The organism is Spongiibacter sp. C9W (assembly GCF_057370015.1).
Map to the genome: position 1 here is coordinate 431,255 of NZ_CM170672.1, position 15,150 is coordinate 446,404.

14 protein-coding genes and 1 pseudogene are annotated in these 15,150 nt (G+C 50.4%); 5 read left to right on the plus strand and 10 right to left on the minus strand.

Features of this window, described 5'->3' with window-relative positions:
• Positions 1-15 precede the first annotated feature (15 nt).
• Genes AC2Q8J_RS02060 through AC2Q8J_RS02070 form a run of 3 tightly spaced genes read left to right on the plus strand, consistent with a single transcriptional unit; the run spans position 16 to position 2,876 of the window.
• Positions 16-855, plus strand: a complete 840-nt coding sequence (locus AC2Q8J_RS02060; protein ID WP_008250902.1) for a class III extradiol dioxygenase subunit beta — start codon at positions 16-18, stop codon at positions 853-855.
• A gap of 54 nt (positions 856-909) precedes the next feature.
• Positions 910-1,854 carry a Gfo/Idh/MocA family oxidoreductase gene (locus AC2Q8J_RS02065; RefSeq protein WP_008250903.1) on the plus strand — a complete coding sequence of 315 codons (945 nt, stop codon included), beginning with the start codon at positions 910-912 and terminating at the stop codon, positions 1,852-1,854.
• A 32-nt stretch (positions 1,855-1,886) separates the two neighbouring features.
• Positions 1,887-2,876, plus strand: a complete 990-nt coding sequence (locus tag AC2Q8J_RS02070) for an aldo/keto reductase (protein WP_008250904.1) — start codon at positions 1,887-1,889, stop codon at positions 2,874-2,876.
• Between the two features lie 231 nt (positions 2,877-3,107).
• Here AC2Q8J_RS02070 and AC2Q8J_RS02075 read toward each other — a convergent pair whose 3' ends face one another.
• Positions 3,108-3,554: a glutathione S-transferase family protein gene (locus tag AC2Q8J_RS02075; protein WP_008250905.1), complete on the minus strand. Its 447-nt coding sequence runs from the start codon at positions 3,552-3,554 to the stop codon at positions 3,108-3,110.
• 9 nt (positions 3,555-3,563) lie between these two features.
• Positions 3,564-3,832: pseudogene (locus AC2Q8J_RS02080) on the minus strand (glutathione S-transferase family protein).
• A gap of 220 nt (positions 3,833-4,052) precedes the next feature.
• Here AC2Q8J_RS02080 and AC2Q8J_RS02085 point away from each other — a divergent pair.
• Both AC2Q8J_RS02085 and AC2Q8J_RS02090 read left to right on the plus strand, forming a co-directional pair.
• The gene (locus AC2Q8J_RS02085) at positions 4,053-4,712 is read left to right on the plus strand and encodes a TetR/AcrR family transcriptional regulator (RefSeq protein ID WP_486451993.1); all 660 of its coding nucleotides are present in this window, start codon (positions 4,053-4,055) and stop codon (positions 4,710-4,712) included.
• A 429-nt stretch (positions 4,713-5,141) separates the two neighbouring features.
• The gene (locus AC2Q8J_RS02090) at positions 5,142-5,711 is read left to right on the plus strand and encodes a TonB-dependent receptor (RefSeq protein WP_486451994.1); all 570 of its coding nucleotides are present in this window, start codon (positions 5,142-5,144) and stop codon (positions 5,709-5,711) included.
• 164 nt (positions 5,712-5,875) lie between these two features.
• On the opposite strand, the gene AC2Q8J_RS02095 is transcribed toward AC2Q8J_RS02090, so the two are convergent.
• The 8 genes from AC2Q8J_RS02095 to AC2Q8J_RS02130 all read right to left on the minus strand — a co-directional run bounded on the left by AC2Q8J_RS02095 (position 5,876) and on the right by AC2Q8J_RS02130 (position 15,122).
• The gene (locus AC2Q8J_RS02095; protein ID WP_486451995.1) at positions 5,876-6,877 is read right to left on the minus strand and encodes a DNA-binding protein; all 1,002 of its coding nucleotides are present in this window, start codon (positions 6,875-6,877) and stop codon (positions 5,876-5,878) included.
• Between the two features lie 155 nt (positions 6,878-7,032).
• A complete protein-coding gene (locus tag AC2Q8J_RS02100) occupies positions 7,033-7,374 on the minus strand; it encodes a YnfA family protein (protein WP_008251016.1) in 342 nt (113 codons plus the stop codon).
• Between the two features lie 3 nt (positions 7,375-7,377).
• Positions 7,378-8,265 carry a cation diffusion facilitator family transporter gene (locus tag AC2Q8J_RS02105; protein WP_008251018.1) on the minus strand — a complete coding sequence of 296 codons (888 nt, stop codon included), beginning with the start codon at positions 8,263-8,265 and terminating at the stop codon, positions 7,378-7,380.
• Between the two features lie 74 nt (positions 8,266-8,339).
• Entirely contained in the window at positions 8,340-11,456 is a 3,117-nt protein-coding gene (locus tag AC2Q8J_RS02110; protein WP_008251023.1) for an efflux RND transporter permease subunit, read from the minus strand.
• 12 nt (positions 11,457-11,468) lie between these two features.
• Complete coding sequence (locus AC2Q8J_RS02115; protein WP_008251025.1) at positions 11,469-12,434, minus strand: efflux RND transporter periplasmic adaptor subunit; 966 nt, start codon at positions 12,432-12,434, stop codon at positions 11,469-11,471.
• Positions 12,435-12,487: 53 nt separating this feature from the next.
• On the minus strand, positions 12,488-13,759 hold the full coding sequence (locus tag AC2Q8J_RS02120; protein ID WP_008251026.1) for a TolC family protein: 1,272 nt from the start codon (positions 13,757-13,759) through the stop codon (positions 12,488-12,490).
• Between the two features lie 60 nt (positions 13,760-13,819).
• Positions 13,820-14,185 carry a hypothetical protein gene (locus AC2Q8J_RS02125; protein WP_081482686.1) on the minus strand — a complete coding sequence of 122 codons (366 nt, stop codon included), beginning with the start codon at positions 14,183-14,185 and terminating at the stop codon, positions 13,820-13,822.
• Positions 14,186-14,225: 40 nt separating this feature from the next.
• Positions 14,226-15,122, minus strand: coding sequence for a cation efflux transmembrane domain-containing protein (locus AC2Q8J_RS02130; protein ID WP_008251027.1), 897 nt, complete (start codon positions 15,120-15,122; stop codon positions 14,226-14,228).
• Between the last annotated feature and the right edge of the window lie 28 nt (positions 15,123-15,150).

Sequence of the window (15,150 nt, forward strand, 5' to 3'; positions counted from 1 at the left end):
CAATGAGGTACCACAATGGCAAAAATTACCGCGAGTGTATACTCGTCGCACGTGCCGGCCATCGGCGCGGCACTCGATAACGGCAAGTCTGGTGAGGACTACTGGAAACCACTCTTTGCCGGTTACGACTACTCCAAGGAATGGATCCGCGAGAACAAACCTGATGTGGTGCTGCTGGTATACAACGACCACGCCAGCGCCTTCGACTCCAATTTTGTCCCCACCTTCGCCATTGCCACCGGTGAGGAATTCCAGCCCGCCGATGAAGGTTGGGGGCCGCGCCCGGTGCCGGTGGTCAAAGGCCATTCGCGTCTGGCGGCACACATTGCTCAATCCGTGATTCAGGACGAGTTTGACCTGACGGTGGTCAATTCTCTGGACGTTGACCACGGCCTGACCGTGCCGCTGTCACTGATGTTTGGTCAGCCGGAAGAATGGCCTTGTCTGGTGATTCCTGTGGCGGTCAATGTAGTGCTATATCCGCCACCATCAGGCAAGCGCTGTTTTGCCTTTGGCGAGGCGCTGAAGCGGGCAGTCGAGTCCTTCGACGAAGACCTGAACGTGCAGATCTGGGGCACTGGTGGCATGAGCCACCAGCTGCAGGGGCCGCGTGCGGGGCTGATTAACAAGGAGTTTGATAACGCCTTTCTTGATCGTCTGGCGGATGATCCTCAGGCGCTGGTGGATATTCCCCACATTGACTACGTTCGTCAGGCCGGCTCAGAAGGTATCGAGCTGGTAATGTGGCTGGTTGCTCGTGGCGCCATGCAGAGCAAGGTCGTGCAGAAGCACCGCTTCTACCATGTGCCTGCCTCGAATACCGCAGTAGGCCATATGATTTTGGAAAATCCCTGAGTGATGTTGCAACATCAACGACGCCAAATGAATTAACGATATAAGGAGAACGCAATGAAGGTTCTGGTTTCTGGCCCCGGCGCTTTTGGTATCAAGCACCTGGACGGCATTAAAATTATTGATGGTGTAGAAGTGGTGTCGCTGGTTGGCCGCACCCTAGAAAAAACCCAGGCAGTCGCCGATAACTACGGCATCAAGCACGTCTCGACTGATCTGGCTCAGGCGCTGGCAGAGACCGAAGCCGAGGCAGTGATTCTGTGTACCCCGACTCAGCAACACGCCTCTGAATCGATTCAGTGCATGAAGGCGGGCAAGCACGTACAGGTAGAAATTCCCCTGGCTGACAGCTGGGCCGATGCTGAGGCGGTAATGAAAACCCAGCAGGAAACTGGCCTGGTTTGCATGGTGGGTCACACCCGCCGCTTTAACCCCTCTCACCAGTGGGTGCACAACCGTATTAAGAATGGCGAGCTGAATATTCAGCAAATGGATGTGCAAACCTATTTCTTCCGTCGCCAGAACATTAACGCCAAGGGTGAGGCGCGTAGCTGGACGGATCACCTGCTGTGGCACCATGCGGCTCACACTGTCGATCTGTTTGCCTACCAGGCTGGCGATCCGATTGTGAAAGCCAATGCGGTACAGGGGCCGATTCACCCCGAGCTGGGCATTGCCATGGATATGTCTATCCAGATGCAAACCGCCAGCGGCAAAATCTGTACGCTGTCGCTGTCGTTCAATAACGATGGCCCGCTGGGAACCTTCTTCCGATACATCTGTGATAACGGCACCTATATCGCCCGTTACGACGATCTGGTGAACGGCAAGGAAGAAGCAATTGATGTGTCGAAAGTCGATGTGTCCATGAACGGTATTGAGCTGCAGGATCGGGAATTCTTCGCCGCGATTGCTGAAGGCCGCGAGCCTAACTCCAGCGTTGGCAAAGTACTGCCTTGCTATAAAGTGTTGCACGACCTCGAGCAACAACTGGCTGGCTAAACAAACACCAAAGAGAAAGAAAGGGAAGGGCAATGCAACAGCGTAATATCGGCAGTCATCAGGTTCCGGCCATCGGCTTGGGCTGTATGAATCTCAGTCACGCTTACGGCCACCCGCCGAGTGAAGCCGATGCCATTACGCTATTGCATCGCGCCTTTGAACTGGGCGTGCGGCATTTCGACACCGCGGCACTCTACGGTTTTGGCAGTAACGAAACCCTGGTGGGCAAGGCGCTTAAGTCGCTGCGCGGTGAAATCCATCTGGCCAGCAAATGCGGTATGACCGGGGTTGATGGCAAGCGGGTGATCGACGGTCGGCCGGAAACCCTAGTGAAAACCATTGACGAAGCCCTGCAACGCTTGCAGACAGACCATATCGATCTCTACTACCTGCACCGCTGGGACAAAAGCGTACCCATTGAAGAAAGCATGGGTGCGCTGTCGAAAATGGTGGAGGAGGGCAAAGTCGGCGCACTGGGTTTGTCGGAAGTTTCGGCGGATACCCTGCGCAAGGCCCATGCTGTACATCCTATTACTGCCGTGCAGACCGAGTATTCGCTGTGGACACGCAATGCGGAAATTGCAGTGCTGGATTTGTGCCGTGAAATCGGCGCGACCTTTGTGGCCTTTTCACCGATTGGTCGCGGTTTTCTCTGTGGCGGTATCGACCGCCCCGAGCAGCTTGTAGAGGGCGATATTCGTCGGGGTATGCCGCGTTTTCAAGAGCCATACTTAAGCGCGAACCAGGAATGGATGGCGAAGTTTGCCACTCTGGCGGCCGAGAATAATTGCAGCATGGCACAGCTTTGTCTGGCCTGGTTGCTGACCCGTGGTGAGCATGTGCTGCCTATTCCCGGCACCACCTCACTGGCTCATCTTGAAGAAAACGTGGGCGCGCTGGAGTTGGTCTTGTCTGAAGAAACTCTGGGCAAACTCAACGAACTGATTAACCCGAATACGGTTCAGGGGCCGCGTTACCCGGCGGCGACCCAGCAGGAGATCGATACAGAAGAGTTTGCCTAAGCAAGCACTCTTCTCTGTATTGGCTCGGCATTTTGCTGAATCCTACTTGCAGAACCTCACTTAGCGCGCCATATAAGCAAGACCAAGAGCCGTTTGCTGTTCAGTCGGTGGCTATTGTTCGGATTTTTTCCAAATCTGGTGAAGGCTGGCCTTTAAATACCGCGTCCAGCGCTTCCCGCCAGATTGGGTCGTGCCACTCGGTAATCGCTTTTTCGTAGGCGGGGCGACTCTTCAAGCGGCGGCGATATTTGGGAGCTTTTCTTCTTCAAGAATTGCGCCGAGTGCAACTTCTTCCAGTCGGTGGAAGTGTGCCGCCATCATAATATCGGCTTGGCTGAATTCGCCAAACAAATACTCCTGTCCTGATTGCAGCATAGCCTCGATGTTTTTCAATTCCTCGCCCACATTTTGCAGTGATTTTCTGGATAGTGAGGGCGGTAACGGTAGCGAGCGGGCCATACTTATACCCCAGCGGCGTGCGGGAATAGGGTGCTTGCGGTACTTCCACAATACTGAGAGCGCCGGTTGTTGCTTAAGGCAGTAGCGCAACACCGGTAGTGTGAGCACGGGAGTTGAGGTGCCGAGTGATACGCCCAGGGCACGGGAATCATCCAGTGAAGCCTGTTCGATAAATGCACGCATTTGCGTCTGAGTATTGGCATTCTGCGGGGTCAGCATGGTGCCGCTTTAAATCTGCTTGTCCAGATAATCAATAATCACCCAGCTGTCGTAAACGGGCTGGCCGTTATGAACAAGGGTAGGTACCAGCCTTTCGGGTTAATACGGAGGTACTCGGGTTTGAAGTTGTCGCCTTCCCGTACCAGTTCATTGAGAATGATGGGGCGCGATTTCCAGCTAATACCTTTTTCTTCCAACGCCAGACGAACGGCCTGAGAGCAAAGTGATTCGTGATAGTGGTAAAGCTTGAATTCCGATGCATGTTTAATATTATTCAATGCTAATTTTTTCTCTGCGCCGAGTTTAAATATTGTTATTTACTTGCTGAGTGTACAAAACCGTTCAGGCGCGGGCTAACCAGTTTGGACAAATTTATATTATGATCGTTAAAAAATGAGTTTTAGACGATGTGCTGAGTCGGCTTTTGCAGAGAACTATGTGGTGAAAAGCCACATAAAGCAGCGCTTCGCGGAAAACATTGTGTGAAAAAAATGTTGTGTGAACAACGGTTTGGCTCATGAATTTCATCGTAAAAGGATGATTATGATTACTTCTACCCCTGCTGCGCGCCGTGGTCGCCCTCGTGCTTTTGATCGGGAAGCTGCGCTGGAAAAGGCGATGCAGGCATTCTGGGCGCGTGGCTACGACGGCACTTCAATGGCGCAGCTGGTTGAGGCGATGGGAATTAATTCGCCCAGTATTTATGCGGCATTCGGTTCCAAGGAAGGGCTTTTTTTTGAGGCGGTGGAGCTGTATATCTCTTCTGAAGTAGGGCCTGTTTGGCGTGTGTTGGAGGAGGCAGGCGATACAGCGTCTGCAATTCAGGCCATGCTGTTTGCCCTGATTGATGTTTTTTTTGCCACAGAGCCTTCAAGGGGCTGCCTCATTGGGCTTGGCGCGGGTTATCTGGGCGCTTCAGATGGTGTTGTGCAGGCTTTTCTCCATAAGCAACGAGGGCGCTTACGAAAACGCCTGACAGCCCGTATGCGGTTGGGTATTGAGGCAGGAGATATTCATCCGGACAGTGATCCCTCTGTGCTTGCCGGCTGTGTGCTGGCTTATTTTAGCGGTCTTGCCGTCGAGGCATTAGACGGTGTGACAAAACCAGCGTTGCGCAAATCAGCCACCCTTTTCTGTAAGAGCTTATTCGACGCCTGATACTTTGATCTCCTGGTATTTATGTGTTAATTCATACATAAATATATTGCAATGCTGTATTTTATTGATTTAATATGTAGTGGTCGTTACATAAATAAATATAAAAGGTTAGTCCTATGCGTTTCGATCATTTTTTAATACCAGTTGCTTTTGCGCCTTATCTTTTGACTTGTCTTTCTTTTGGTAAGCGGGGGTTCAACACCTGCTCCGGGTAAATTCTCGACGGCCATTTGCATGATGCTCATGGGTCGAAAATGCCTTTGCCTATTGCTGATGTAAAACGATTTTCAGTAAAAATTTTTTTCAGCTTGAGTAAAAATCCAAAATTAAAGTAAACGGAAGACTGATATGTATAGTTCACAGCGTAATGTATTCAAAAAAGCGACTTTATCCGCCGCAATTGCCCCAATCTTATTGACGGGCGCGTCTGTGCACGCCCAGGAAGGCAAAACACTGCAGCTGGAAGAGGTGGTTGTCAGTGCGCAGCGTAAAACAGAAAGCCTGCAGGATGTGCCCATTGCGGTCGCTGCATTATCGACCGATGAGCTCACCGAGAAGGGTATTCTGGATACTGAAAGTCTCGGGCAGGCGGTACCTGGTCTGGTGATTTCAACGCAAGATGGGCGCTTCTTTCCTCGTTTGCGCGGTGTGGGTAACTCCTTGGTGAGTGCCGGTTATGAAAGCGGTATCGCTACTTATGTTGATGGCGTGTATTACGCATCCGCCACTACCGGCTCTATGGTCTTGTCGAATGTTGAGCGTATCGAGGTTATCAAAGGCCCGCAGGGAACCCTGTTTGGTCGCAACGCCACGGGTGGCCTGATTCAGGTTGTCACCAAAAAGCCCGAGCATGAATTCGGCGGCGATATTTCTATGAGTGTTGCCAATTACGATACCGTGACAGCAACGGGTTATGTGACCGGTGGTATTAACGATAAGGTCGCGGCCGATTTCGAGGGTCGGCCGTCATTCTGGAAAAATTCGCCAAAGTTCATCTAATTGCATGTTTTTAATATAGTTTTTTACTACATCTTGATGTCCTTACTAGTCTAGTTAAGCTCACTGCGGACTGTGTGGGAGCCTTACACATCGTAAAAAAATTAAGACAATATAAGAAAATACCCAGCAGTCGGTCATCTGTGCTCACCGTCCAACTCTTTATTTTATTTTGGCTCCGGCGCTTTTGTTTTTTCCTCCAGTAAACGATTCATCATATCAGTCTTGATTGAAATTTCTGCTTCCAGTTTGCCTATCGATACCGACGCTTCTGCCTTCCAGGCTTGCAGCTCTTCGTTCAGCTTCTTAACTTTATCGAGTTCCTCTACTTGAGCTGCGAGCTCGGAAAGTTGAATTTTAAGCGAGTCAGACTCTTCCGCTTTGGAATCCAGATCCGTGGTAAGTTTGCGTTGCTCGGCTTCCAGTTTTGCAGCTGTTTTCTGTATGGAGCCAAGCTCGGCCGCGAGCCGCCCGTTGTCCTTGTTGAGCTGCGTGATATCGGATTGTTTGACTGCAAGTGTTTGATTCAGAGCGCGAATTTCGGATTGAAGCTGCTGGCTGTGTTGCTCATGCTTTCGTTGATCCTGGTCACGCTGCTCTTTTACCGACTGGCGATAGTGCTCCATTGCTTCTCGACTATGACGATGCTTCTCTTCCAGTGACTCGATCTGGGTTTGTTTTTCGGCTAAAAGCTCCCGAAGTTTTTCTTCGGTTTGAGCGGCTTTGGCTTGTTTTGCTTTTAGCGCTTCTTCGGAGACTTTGCTCTCCTCCAGATCAGCGAGTGCGCTTTGTAATTCGTGCTCATTATCTGAGAGTGTTTTATTGATAGTGGCAAGCGAGTCTTCGAGTTCTTGAATTCGGCCTGTAAGCGACTGCACTTGGTGCTGATGTTTGGAGTGACTTTCATCAATTGCGGCTTGCGCCTCCTGTTTCAGTGCTGCGGCCAGGCGCCCAACAAGCTCCTTAATCGGCTGGCTGAGCAATGCTTCATCATCCAGGCGGGCCGAAGCCTCTTCTTCTATCTCGCGTAGGTATCGATGGATGGTGGACTTGGAGCCAGTATTGCCAAGCTCCACGCGAATGGCGTCAATAGACGGGTTTTCGCCTCGACGGACCAAGGTTTCACGCGCTTTGGATACCAGTGCTTTGTTGACGCCGCCTCTTGCCATATACCACCTCTCACTATATTTCGTACTGTATTACGTACCACGTATATACATACTATATTATATCGCTTTTCGAGACTTGAATAGCTTAAATTTAACTTTAAATAATCAAGAGTTATTGAATGTCAGGTGGATTTCGAGGCGGATTCCTTCAAAATTCAGTACGAATTTGGTACATTCCAACCAATCACGATAATACCCATACCGATCAATGCGATGCAGGCTCCCAGCCAGTCCATAGGAGAAAGTCGTACCCCATCAACCACGCGAAGCCAAACCAACGCTGTCGCCACGTAGACCCCGCCATAGGCCGCATATACCCGACCGCTGGCGGCGGGATGCAGTGTTAGCAACCAGACGAATAGCCCAAGGCATAATGCAGCAGGTAACAGAAGCCAGGTAGATCCCCCCTTGCGCAGCCAAAGATAAGGCAAAAAACACCCTACGATTTCCGCAATCGCGGTGAACACGAAAAGGCCAGCAGTTTTGATTAACAGCATACGTCACTCCTTTGGCACGTCATCACGACAAGGCTCATTGTGTAGTTCAAACTCAACGGTTGTGTGACTTAACTCAAACTCGGCCAGCACAGCGGACAAACGGCGTTTTAAATTTCTTTGATCCTCCAGTGATACATCTGCTGCAAGTTCGATATGAACCGTTAATACATGGCTTTCGCCATCCAGCGACCACAAATGCAGATGGTGAAAATGTTTAAACTCAGAAATGCTTTTAAGTTTCTCTTCGATTCCTTTTGCAATGCCTTGATCGGGTACGCCCTGTAAAAACAGCTTTAAGGTTGAGCCGATGTTTCGAACAACATTCACCAAAATAAATAAGGTGAAGCCGATCGCTAAAATGGGGTCGAGGATCGGCCACTCCACAAACATCAACACAACTGACACAATAAAAACAGCAACCCATCCGAGGACGTCCTCTAGCAAATGCCAGTTGAGCACTTTTTCATTCAGTGTCTCCCCTTTGCTGAGCTTAAATGCGGCGAACCCATTCACGGCAATACCGAAAATGGACAGCGCCAACATACCTTCTGTTACAGGCATTTCCGGATTGAAAAGACGAGGAATGGATTGATATAACACCCAACCTGAACCGGCGATAAGGACAATACCATTGATGAGCGAACCCAATAGCGATAAACGTTTGTAGCCGTAGGAAAATGAACTGGAAGCGGGCTTTTTTCCCAGTTTCGCGAGGACCCACGCCAAACCAATAGACAAACTATCTCCGAGGTCGTGGACGGCATCCGCCATAATCGCGGTGCTATTGGTCAGCACCCCGCCAATAAACTCAATAATCGTGAATCCAACATTGAGAAAGAATGCCCAGCCGATTCGTGTACTACTGTTGTCGTCGTGTGAATGAGAATGCATTGTTCCTCCAGCTCTTTTCTTTTTCTGTTTAGATTCAAAAAAAGTCGGCTCCGGCTTGTGCCGGAGCCAGACGATTATTTTTTGATTTTATTCTCTCGGCGATGAACCCACTGATACAGTACAGGCAGAACCAACAACGTCAGAATCGTTGACGAAATAATGCCCCCGATAACCACGGTTGCGAGTGGTCGCTGAACTTCTGCACCGGTACCAGTGTTTAAGGCCATGGGGACAAAACCGAGACTGGCCACGAGAGCAGTCATCAACACCGGGCGTAAACGAATCATCGCGCCGTCAATAATTGAGTTGGTCAATTCCCCTGTCTCATGCCAAAGCTGACGTATAAAGGCCAACATCACCAGTCCATTTAGTACCGCCACGCCGGACAGTGCGATAAAACCTATTCCAGCAGAGATCGACAGCGGCATGTCCCGTAAATACAGCGATAAAACACCACCAGTGAGCGCGAGCGGCACACCACTGAATATGATCAACGCATCCTTCACTGAGGCAAAGGCCATGACCAGAATACCCAATATCACCAACAAGGTAATCGGTACTACGACGGACAAGCGCTGGCTGGCAGACTCCAGCTGCTCAAAAGTGCCGCCATAGTCCAGCCAATAACCTGGCGGGATATCCGCGTTTTCACGAACACTCGCTTGTACCTCATTGACGAAACTCCCCAGATCACGTCCACGAACATTAGCGGTGACTACGATGCGGCGCTTACCGTTTTCACGACTGATTTGCGCTGGTGCAGGTGAGATGTCCAAGGTCGCGACTTCTTCGAGGGGCACATAATCCCCGTTCGGGAGTGGTACCGGCAGAAACTTCAAACGGTCGATATCGCGACGCGTTGTTTCCGGCAAGCGCACCACCAGCTCAAAGCGCCGATCACCTTCATAAATAATCCCGGCGGATTCACCGCCAATCGCAGCGGACACCCAATCCTGAAGTTCGGCAACATTCAAACCGTAGCGACCCAGGGCGGTGCGGTTCGGAATAACAGAAAGTGTTGGCAATCCCGTTACTTGTTCAACCCTAGCATCCGCAGCACCTTCAATCGAATTGACGACTTTAAGCACATCGTTGGCTGTTAACACCAACTGATCCAGATCATCTCCGAAAATCTTGATACCGAGATCCGCGCGTACACCGGAAATTAATTCGTTAAACCGCATTTGGATGGGTTGCGTAAACTCATAGTTATTGCCCGGCAACTCCTCTAGGGCTCGCTCCATTTCCTCAACAAGTTCCGCTTTGGTTTTGGACGGGTCTGGCCATTCACTATGCGGTTTTAAGGTCACAAAATTATCGGCGACATTGGGCGGCATCGGATCGGTGGCAACTTCCGCCGTGCCGATTCGGGCGAAGACTTTATCCACCTCAGGAAATGCTTTTATTCTCCGCTCAAGAATTTCCTGCATTTCCACGGCTTGCTCCAAACCTGTGCCTGGAATGCGCATCGCGTGCAATGCAATGTCACCCTCATTCAATTGAGGAATGAACTCTGAACCCAGAGTCGTAGCCAACCATAAACAAGACACCACCAAGACTGAGGCAAAACCGACCACGGCCCAGCGAAACTTTAGAGCGAGATTGAGCAGCGGTTTGTAGGCAGATTTTGCCTTGCTGATAACGATGCTTTCTTTTTCGCTGATTTTGCCGTTCATGAACACGGCAACAGCAGCAGGGACCACCGTTAACGAAAGCACCATAGCAGACAATAACGCCATCACTACGGTCGCCGCCATCGGGTGAAACATCTTGCCTTCCACACCGGTCAAACTAAATATCGGGATATAGACGATAGTGATAATGGCCACACCGAATAAGCTGGGACGAATCACTTCGGAGGTTGCGTCAAAAACAGTGTTCAATCGCTCCCGTAAATCTTGTTGACCGCTTTTGTGCTGATTCTCGGCCAGACGACGAACGCAGTTTTCAACAATAATGACCGCTCCGTCTACGATCAAACCAAAATCGAGTGCCCCTAGGCTCATCAAGTTGGCCGATACACCCGTTTTCACCATGCCGGTGATCGTCATCAACATAGCCAGCGGAATAACCGCCGCTGTGATCAAGGCAGCACGGAAATTGCCCAACAAGAGAAACAGCACCACGATAACCAGTAGTGCGCCTTCCATGAGGTTTTTGGACACGGTGGCAATGGCTTTGTCGACTAGCGCGGTGCGGTCGTAGACGGCTTCAGCCACCACGCCCTCCGGCAATGAGACCTGAATTTCTTCGAGCTTGTTAGCTACGTCTTGGGCGACCGTACGCGAATTAGCGCCGATCAGCATCATGGCAGTACCCAATACCGTTTCTACACCATCTCGCGTAGCGGCACCGGTACGTAGCTCTTTGCCAATCGCAATTTCGGCCACATCTTTTATTTTTATCGGTACAGAGTCATGTTCGGTAATGATCACATTACCGATGTCGTCCACCGTTGCGAGCTGACCTGGCGACCGCACCAAAAGCCGCTGACCGTTTCGTTCGATATAGCCCGCGCCCCGATTGTCATTATTGGCCTGCAAGGCTTGCACGACGTTTTCAACACTAACTTTGTAAAGTAGTAATTTTGTGGGGTCGGGCATCACATGATATTGCTTGTTGTAGCCACCGATGCTGTTGACCTCGATAACGCCTTTTACCTGAGCGAGTTGGGGCTTGATAATCCAGTCCTGAATTTCTCGCAATGCGGTCGCGTTATAGGACTCACCGTTAACCATGCGGGCATCAGGATTGGCTTGCACCGTATACATAAAAATTTCGCCCAAGCCGGTAGAAATCGGCCCCATTTCCGGTTCAAGCCCAGGCGGTAAGGCACTTTTGATTGCACCCAGCCTGGCGTTAATCAGGTTGCGTGCAAAATAGATATCAGTGCCTTCTTCAAACACCACCGTGACTTGAGACAAGCCATAACGTGACAGCGAGCGTGTATAGGAAAGTTTGGGTAAACCCGCTAGCGCAGTTTCTACCGGATACGTGATTCGCTGCTCGGACTCTAGCGGCGAGTAACCCGGAGCAGCCGTGTTAATTTGTACCTGCACATTGGTGATATCGGGTACCGCATCAATGGGGAGCTTTTGATAACTCCACACGCCGACTCCAACGATGACAAAAATAAAACAGAGAATTAACAAGCGCCTTTCAACGGCTAGGCGCACAATAGAATCAATCATAATGCGTCCCTTTTAGTGTTCGTGTTCGGCTTCGGATTTTTCGATATCGGCTTTGATCAGGTAGCTGTTTTTACTGACATATTCATCGCCGGACTCAAGCCCATCGACGACCTCATAAAAATGGTCGTCACTTTGACCCAGCACGAGCGGTTTAAAACGATATTCATCATTGATCTTTACAAAAACACCCTGCCGACCACCAAGTATTTGCACCGACTCTTTTGTAACAGCCAAAGAAACTGGAAAGCGACCGACCTGTACACGCGCTTCTACCATCATTCCCGGAGATAAGGTTTGCTTGCTGTTGTCCAGTTTGACTCGCGCTAACTGATAAGGGGATTCCAGCGAGGGCACAATATGATTTACTGTGGATTCGACACTGCCATCGGCAGTCAGAATATGGACGTCCTGACTTTCTGCAACCGAGGACTGCTGAGCGGGATAGACCCGCAGTTCCGCCCACACAGTGTCAAAGTTAGCAATGGAAAACAGAATTTGATCCTGGGTTACTTCGCCGGTGTTGGCGTGACGCTGAACGATGCGGCCTGAAATAGGCGAGTGGAGTTGGTAAGTCTTAAGGCTTTCATTGGATTCAATTTCCGCCAACAGATCACGGGTTTTTACTCGATCACCAATGGTCACACGTACAGATTTGACTAAGCCTTCGAAGCGGGCACGCACATGACTTAATTGTTCTGGCCCCGACACCAACGAGCCGTAAACAGTAATGGTTTGATTAAGTTCCTGGGAACCTGCACGACTGGTTACGATCCCCACTTGCTGTGCCATCTCGCCATCAATACGACTGCTGTTTTCTTCGCCGTGGCCATGCTCATCCTCTCCATCATCCTCATGGCCATATTCTTTGTGATCTGCCGAGGGATTCTCTTCGTGATTAATATGGTCGCCAGCCGCGTGTAGGTAAGTGCTGAAAACAAGGATTAAGACTGTAAGACCGGTGATAATTGCATTTTTCATAGTCATAAATTCCTGAGGTCTGATGGTGATCAAACCCGATGTAAACGATTGATTTAGCGGTTAAGAGCTTCACTGGATAGCTTTTCTATCAGCGCCTGACAGATGAGAGCTGTCGATGCCGCATCGATACGCGCCTGCTTGGTCGCCAGCAACTCTTCCTGAGCGGCAATCAAATCGAGATAGCGATAACGACCATTTTCGTAAGCTTCACGGGTTAATTTAAGTGCGTTTTCTAGCGCTGGGATCACCACATTTTGGGTTTTATTGGCGGCCGCGATGCTTTGCTTTCTGAGCGACCAGGCTTCAAAAAGTTGGGCATGCAAACGCAAGAGCAGATCCTGTCGGGCATAATCCACGGCATTGCGATTGGCCAGAGCCGCTTTCACTTCACCGCTGTTTCTCTTATTAGAGAACAAGGGAATGGAGAGCCCCACGGTGAATGCTGAATCGCCTGTTTCTTCGAAGCGTTTGATGCCTGCACGCCACGTCAGATCACTGCGTCCACCTGCGCGAGCCAATGTCACTGCGGCATCCCTGATCCGCGCCTCACTTGCAAACACCTGAATAGTCGGGGAAGTTTTTATTCGCGCATACAGCTGCTCAAAGCCTGAATTTTCTCCGAATTCAAAAAGGCTCCCCTCCAGTGTGCTAAATGCCGGGGTGGTGTCACCCCAAAACCGAGCGAGCTGCACTTTCTGGCGCTGAAACTGTTCCTCCAACGAAGCAAGACGGATTTCCGCACGCGCAACGGCGGCTTGCCCACGCATGACTTCCGCTTCAGGTGCCGCTCCCTGTTTGGAGCGTGTTTTGAGGGTTTTTAACAACGATTGGGACAGTGCTAGAGATTCCTCAGCGAGCCGAATGTTGGCCTGGGTTGCCAAGCCCTCTATATAGGCGGTCGTCAGCTCACCGAGCACATCAAGGGTAGTGGCTTGTTGTTCCCATTCCGCCTGATTGATACGAGCATCTGTATAGGAAACGCGGGCCTGACGTTTACCTGCCAGTTCAATCACTGACGATATCGCCAGTGTGGTTTCTGCTGAATCAAATCCTGCCGTACTGCCGGATCCAGCGAAGTTTTCTACCTCAAGTTCAAATGCCATCGCTGGGCGTAAGGCGCTGGTTTGCCTTCGGGCGCTCAGCGCTTCCTGTGTGAATCTGTATTGGTAGAGTTGTGGATTGTTTGACAGCGTGCGGGCTAGCGCGTCATTTAGAGTCAGCTTGGTATCGGCGTACGCAGCATTTGCCGTGATGGTCAAACTGCAGAGTAGAAAAGCAAGCCACGCACAGGGCTTATGGCACCTGTAAAAAGTGAGTAATTGCATGGATAAGTCCTAATATAAGTCGTAATTCCGCAAGTGCGGGTAAAAAACGGTACTTAGGGCTTATGCTTTAGGAGGGCGCAGGATGGTTTCGAAGGTATTGGGAAAAGCGCTTTCCGAATAAAAGGAAACAGGTGATGAACTCTTCGTCAATAAAAGCTGATCGGTAGAGACTAGAATAGCGGGACAAAAATGAGCGTGACCGTGGCAGCAGTGATGACAATCCAATGTCGAAGAGGCCGACGTATCTGTAGTAAGAGTTTTGACGTCGTGTTTTTCAACTTCAAGCACGCCAAGATGTTGATGGGCCTCGTCGAAAGTCACATGCTCAGAACTTGACTGGTGCAGTTGATGTGCGTCGCCCATAGACATACCGGATTGCAAAACAATCAGTGCAAGCAAAAAATATGTCAGGACACGTTTAAGCATTTTTTAATCTATCTGATCACTTGATCTCGAAAACAGGTCGCTATCGTAGCAGAAGTATACGCCGAGCGCCGTTTAAAACAATAAAGCCAATAATAACCCCAACCACCAAATCCGGAATGTGTGATCCCGTCATCGCCACTAGAATGCCGGCAATGATGACGCCGGTATTGGCCAACACATCATTGGCTGAGAATATCCAGCTGGCCTTCATATGTGCCCCTTGGTTACGCGATTTGAAGATTAGCAAGAGGCAAGCAATATTCGCTACCAAGGCAACGGCGCCTGCCCCCATCATGAGTACTGAAACGGGTTCGCTCCCGTAGACAGCTCGCCTAAAGACTTCGAGTAGGACGCCCACAGCAAGCGCGAGCTGTAGCCAGCCAGAGAAATGGGCAGCCTTGAGCTTAAGTCGAGCGGCCTTACCCACCGCATACAGCGACGCACCATAGACCGCAGCATCGGCAAACATATCCAGCGAGTCAGCGATTAAGCCAGTGGATTGCGCCACAATGCCCACGCCAAACTCAAGTGCAAACATGACCGCGTTGATTGCCAGCAACCACCGTAATACCCGCGCCTCTCTTACTTCGTCGGACTTTGCCGTTACCTGGGCTTGCCGAACGGCATCAAAATCTACCGGCTCCAATGAAATCAGTTGTGCCCGAAGACCAACAGAGATCATGGTTTTTTCCACTGTCTCCGCAATATCTGGGTGATATATCCGCACCCTGCGGTTGGAAATGTCGAATTCGAAGGTGAGCCCCTCATCAAAACTAGCAAATGCAGTGCGAATCAGGTTCTCTTCTGACGGGCAATCCATATCAGTGACATGAAACACGCTTACGTGGCTGGCTCCAGCCTGCATATCGCTGTTCGCTTCAGCCTGTGTTGGCGCTGTGCTGCTAGAGCCGCAGCACACTTTCGAATCTGTTGACATAGCCGACTCTTGTTAGATGGATATACCA

Coding starts and splice junctions, on each gene's coding strand:
- AC2Q8J_RS02060 (WP_008250902.1), top strand. CDS start 16: ATGGCAAAAATTACCGCGAGTGTATACTCGTCGCACGTGCCGGCCATC.
- AC2Q8J_RS02065 (WP_008250903.1), top strand. CDS start 910: ATGAAGGTTCTGGTTTCTGGCCCCGGCGCTTTTGGTATCAAGCACCTG.
- AC2Q8J_RS02070 (WP_008250904.1), top strand. CDS start 1,887: ATGCAACAGCGTAATATCGGCAGTCATCAGGTTCCGGCCATCGGCTTG.
- AC2Q8J_RS02075 (WP_008250905.1), bottom strand. CDS start 3,554: ATGCTGACCCCGCAGAATGCCAATACTCAGACGCAAATGCGTGCATTT.
- AC2Q8J_RS02095 (WP_486451995.1), bottom strand. CDS start 6,877: ATGGCAAGAGGCGGCGTCAACAAAGCACTGGTATCCAAAGCGCGTGAA.
- AC2Q8J_RS02100 (WP_008251016.1), bottom strand. CDS start 7,374: ATGCTGTTAATCAAAACTGCTGGCCTTTTCGTGTTCACCGCGATTGCG.
- AC2Q8J_RS02105 (WP_008251018.1), bottom strand. CDS start 8,265: ATGCATTCTCATTCACACGACGACAACAGTAGTACACGAATCGGCTGG.
- AC2Q8J_RS02110 (WP_008251023.1), bottom strand. CDS start 11,456: ATGATTGATTCTATTGTGCGCCTAGCCGTTGAAAGGCGCTTGTTAATT.
- AC2Q8J_RS02115 (WP_008251025.1), bottom strand. CDS start 12,434: ATGAAAAATGCAATTATCACCGGTCTTACAGTCTTAATCCTTGTTTTC.
- AC2Q8J_RS02120 (WP_008251026.1), bottom strand. CDS start 13,759: ATGCAATTACTCACTTTTTACAGGTGCCATAAGCCCTGTGCGTGGCTT.
- AC2Q8J_RS02125 (WP_081482686.1), bottom strand. CDS start 14,185: ATGCTTAAACGTGTCCTGACATATTTTTTGCTTGCACTGATTGTTTTG.
- AC2Q8J_RS02130 (WP_008251027.1), bottom strand. CDS start 15,122: ATGTCAACAGATTCGAAAGTGTGCTGCGGCTCTAGCAGCACAGCGCCA.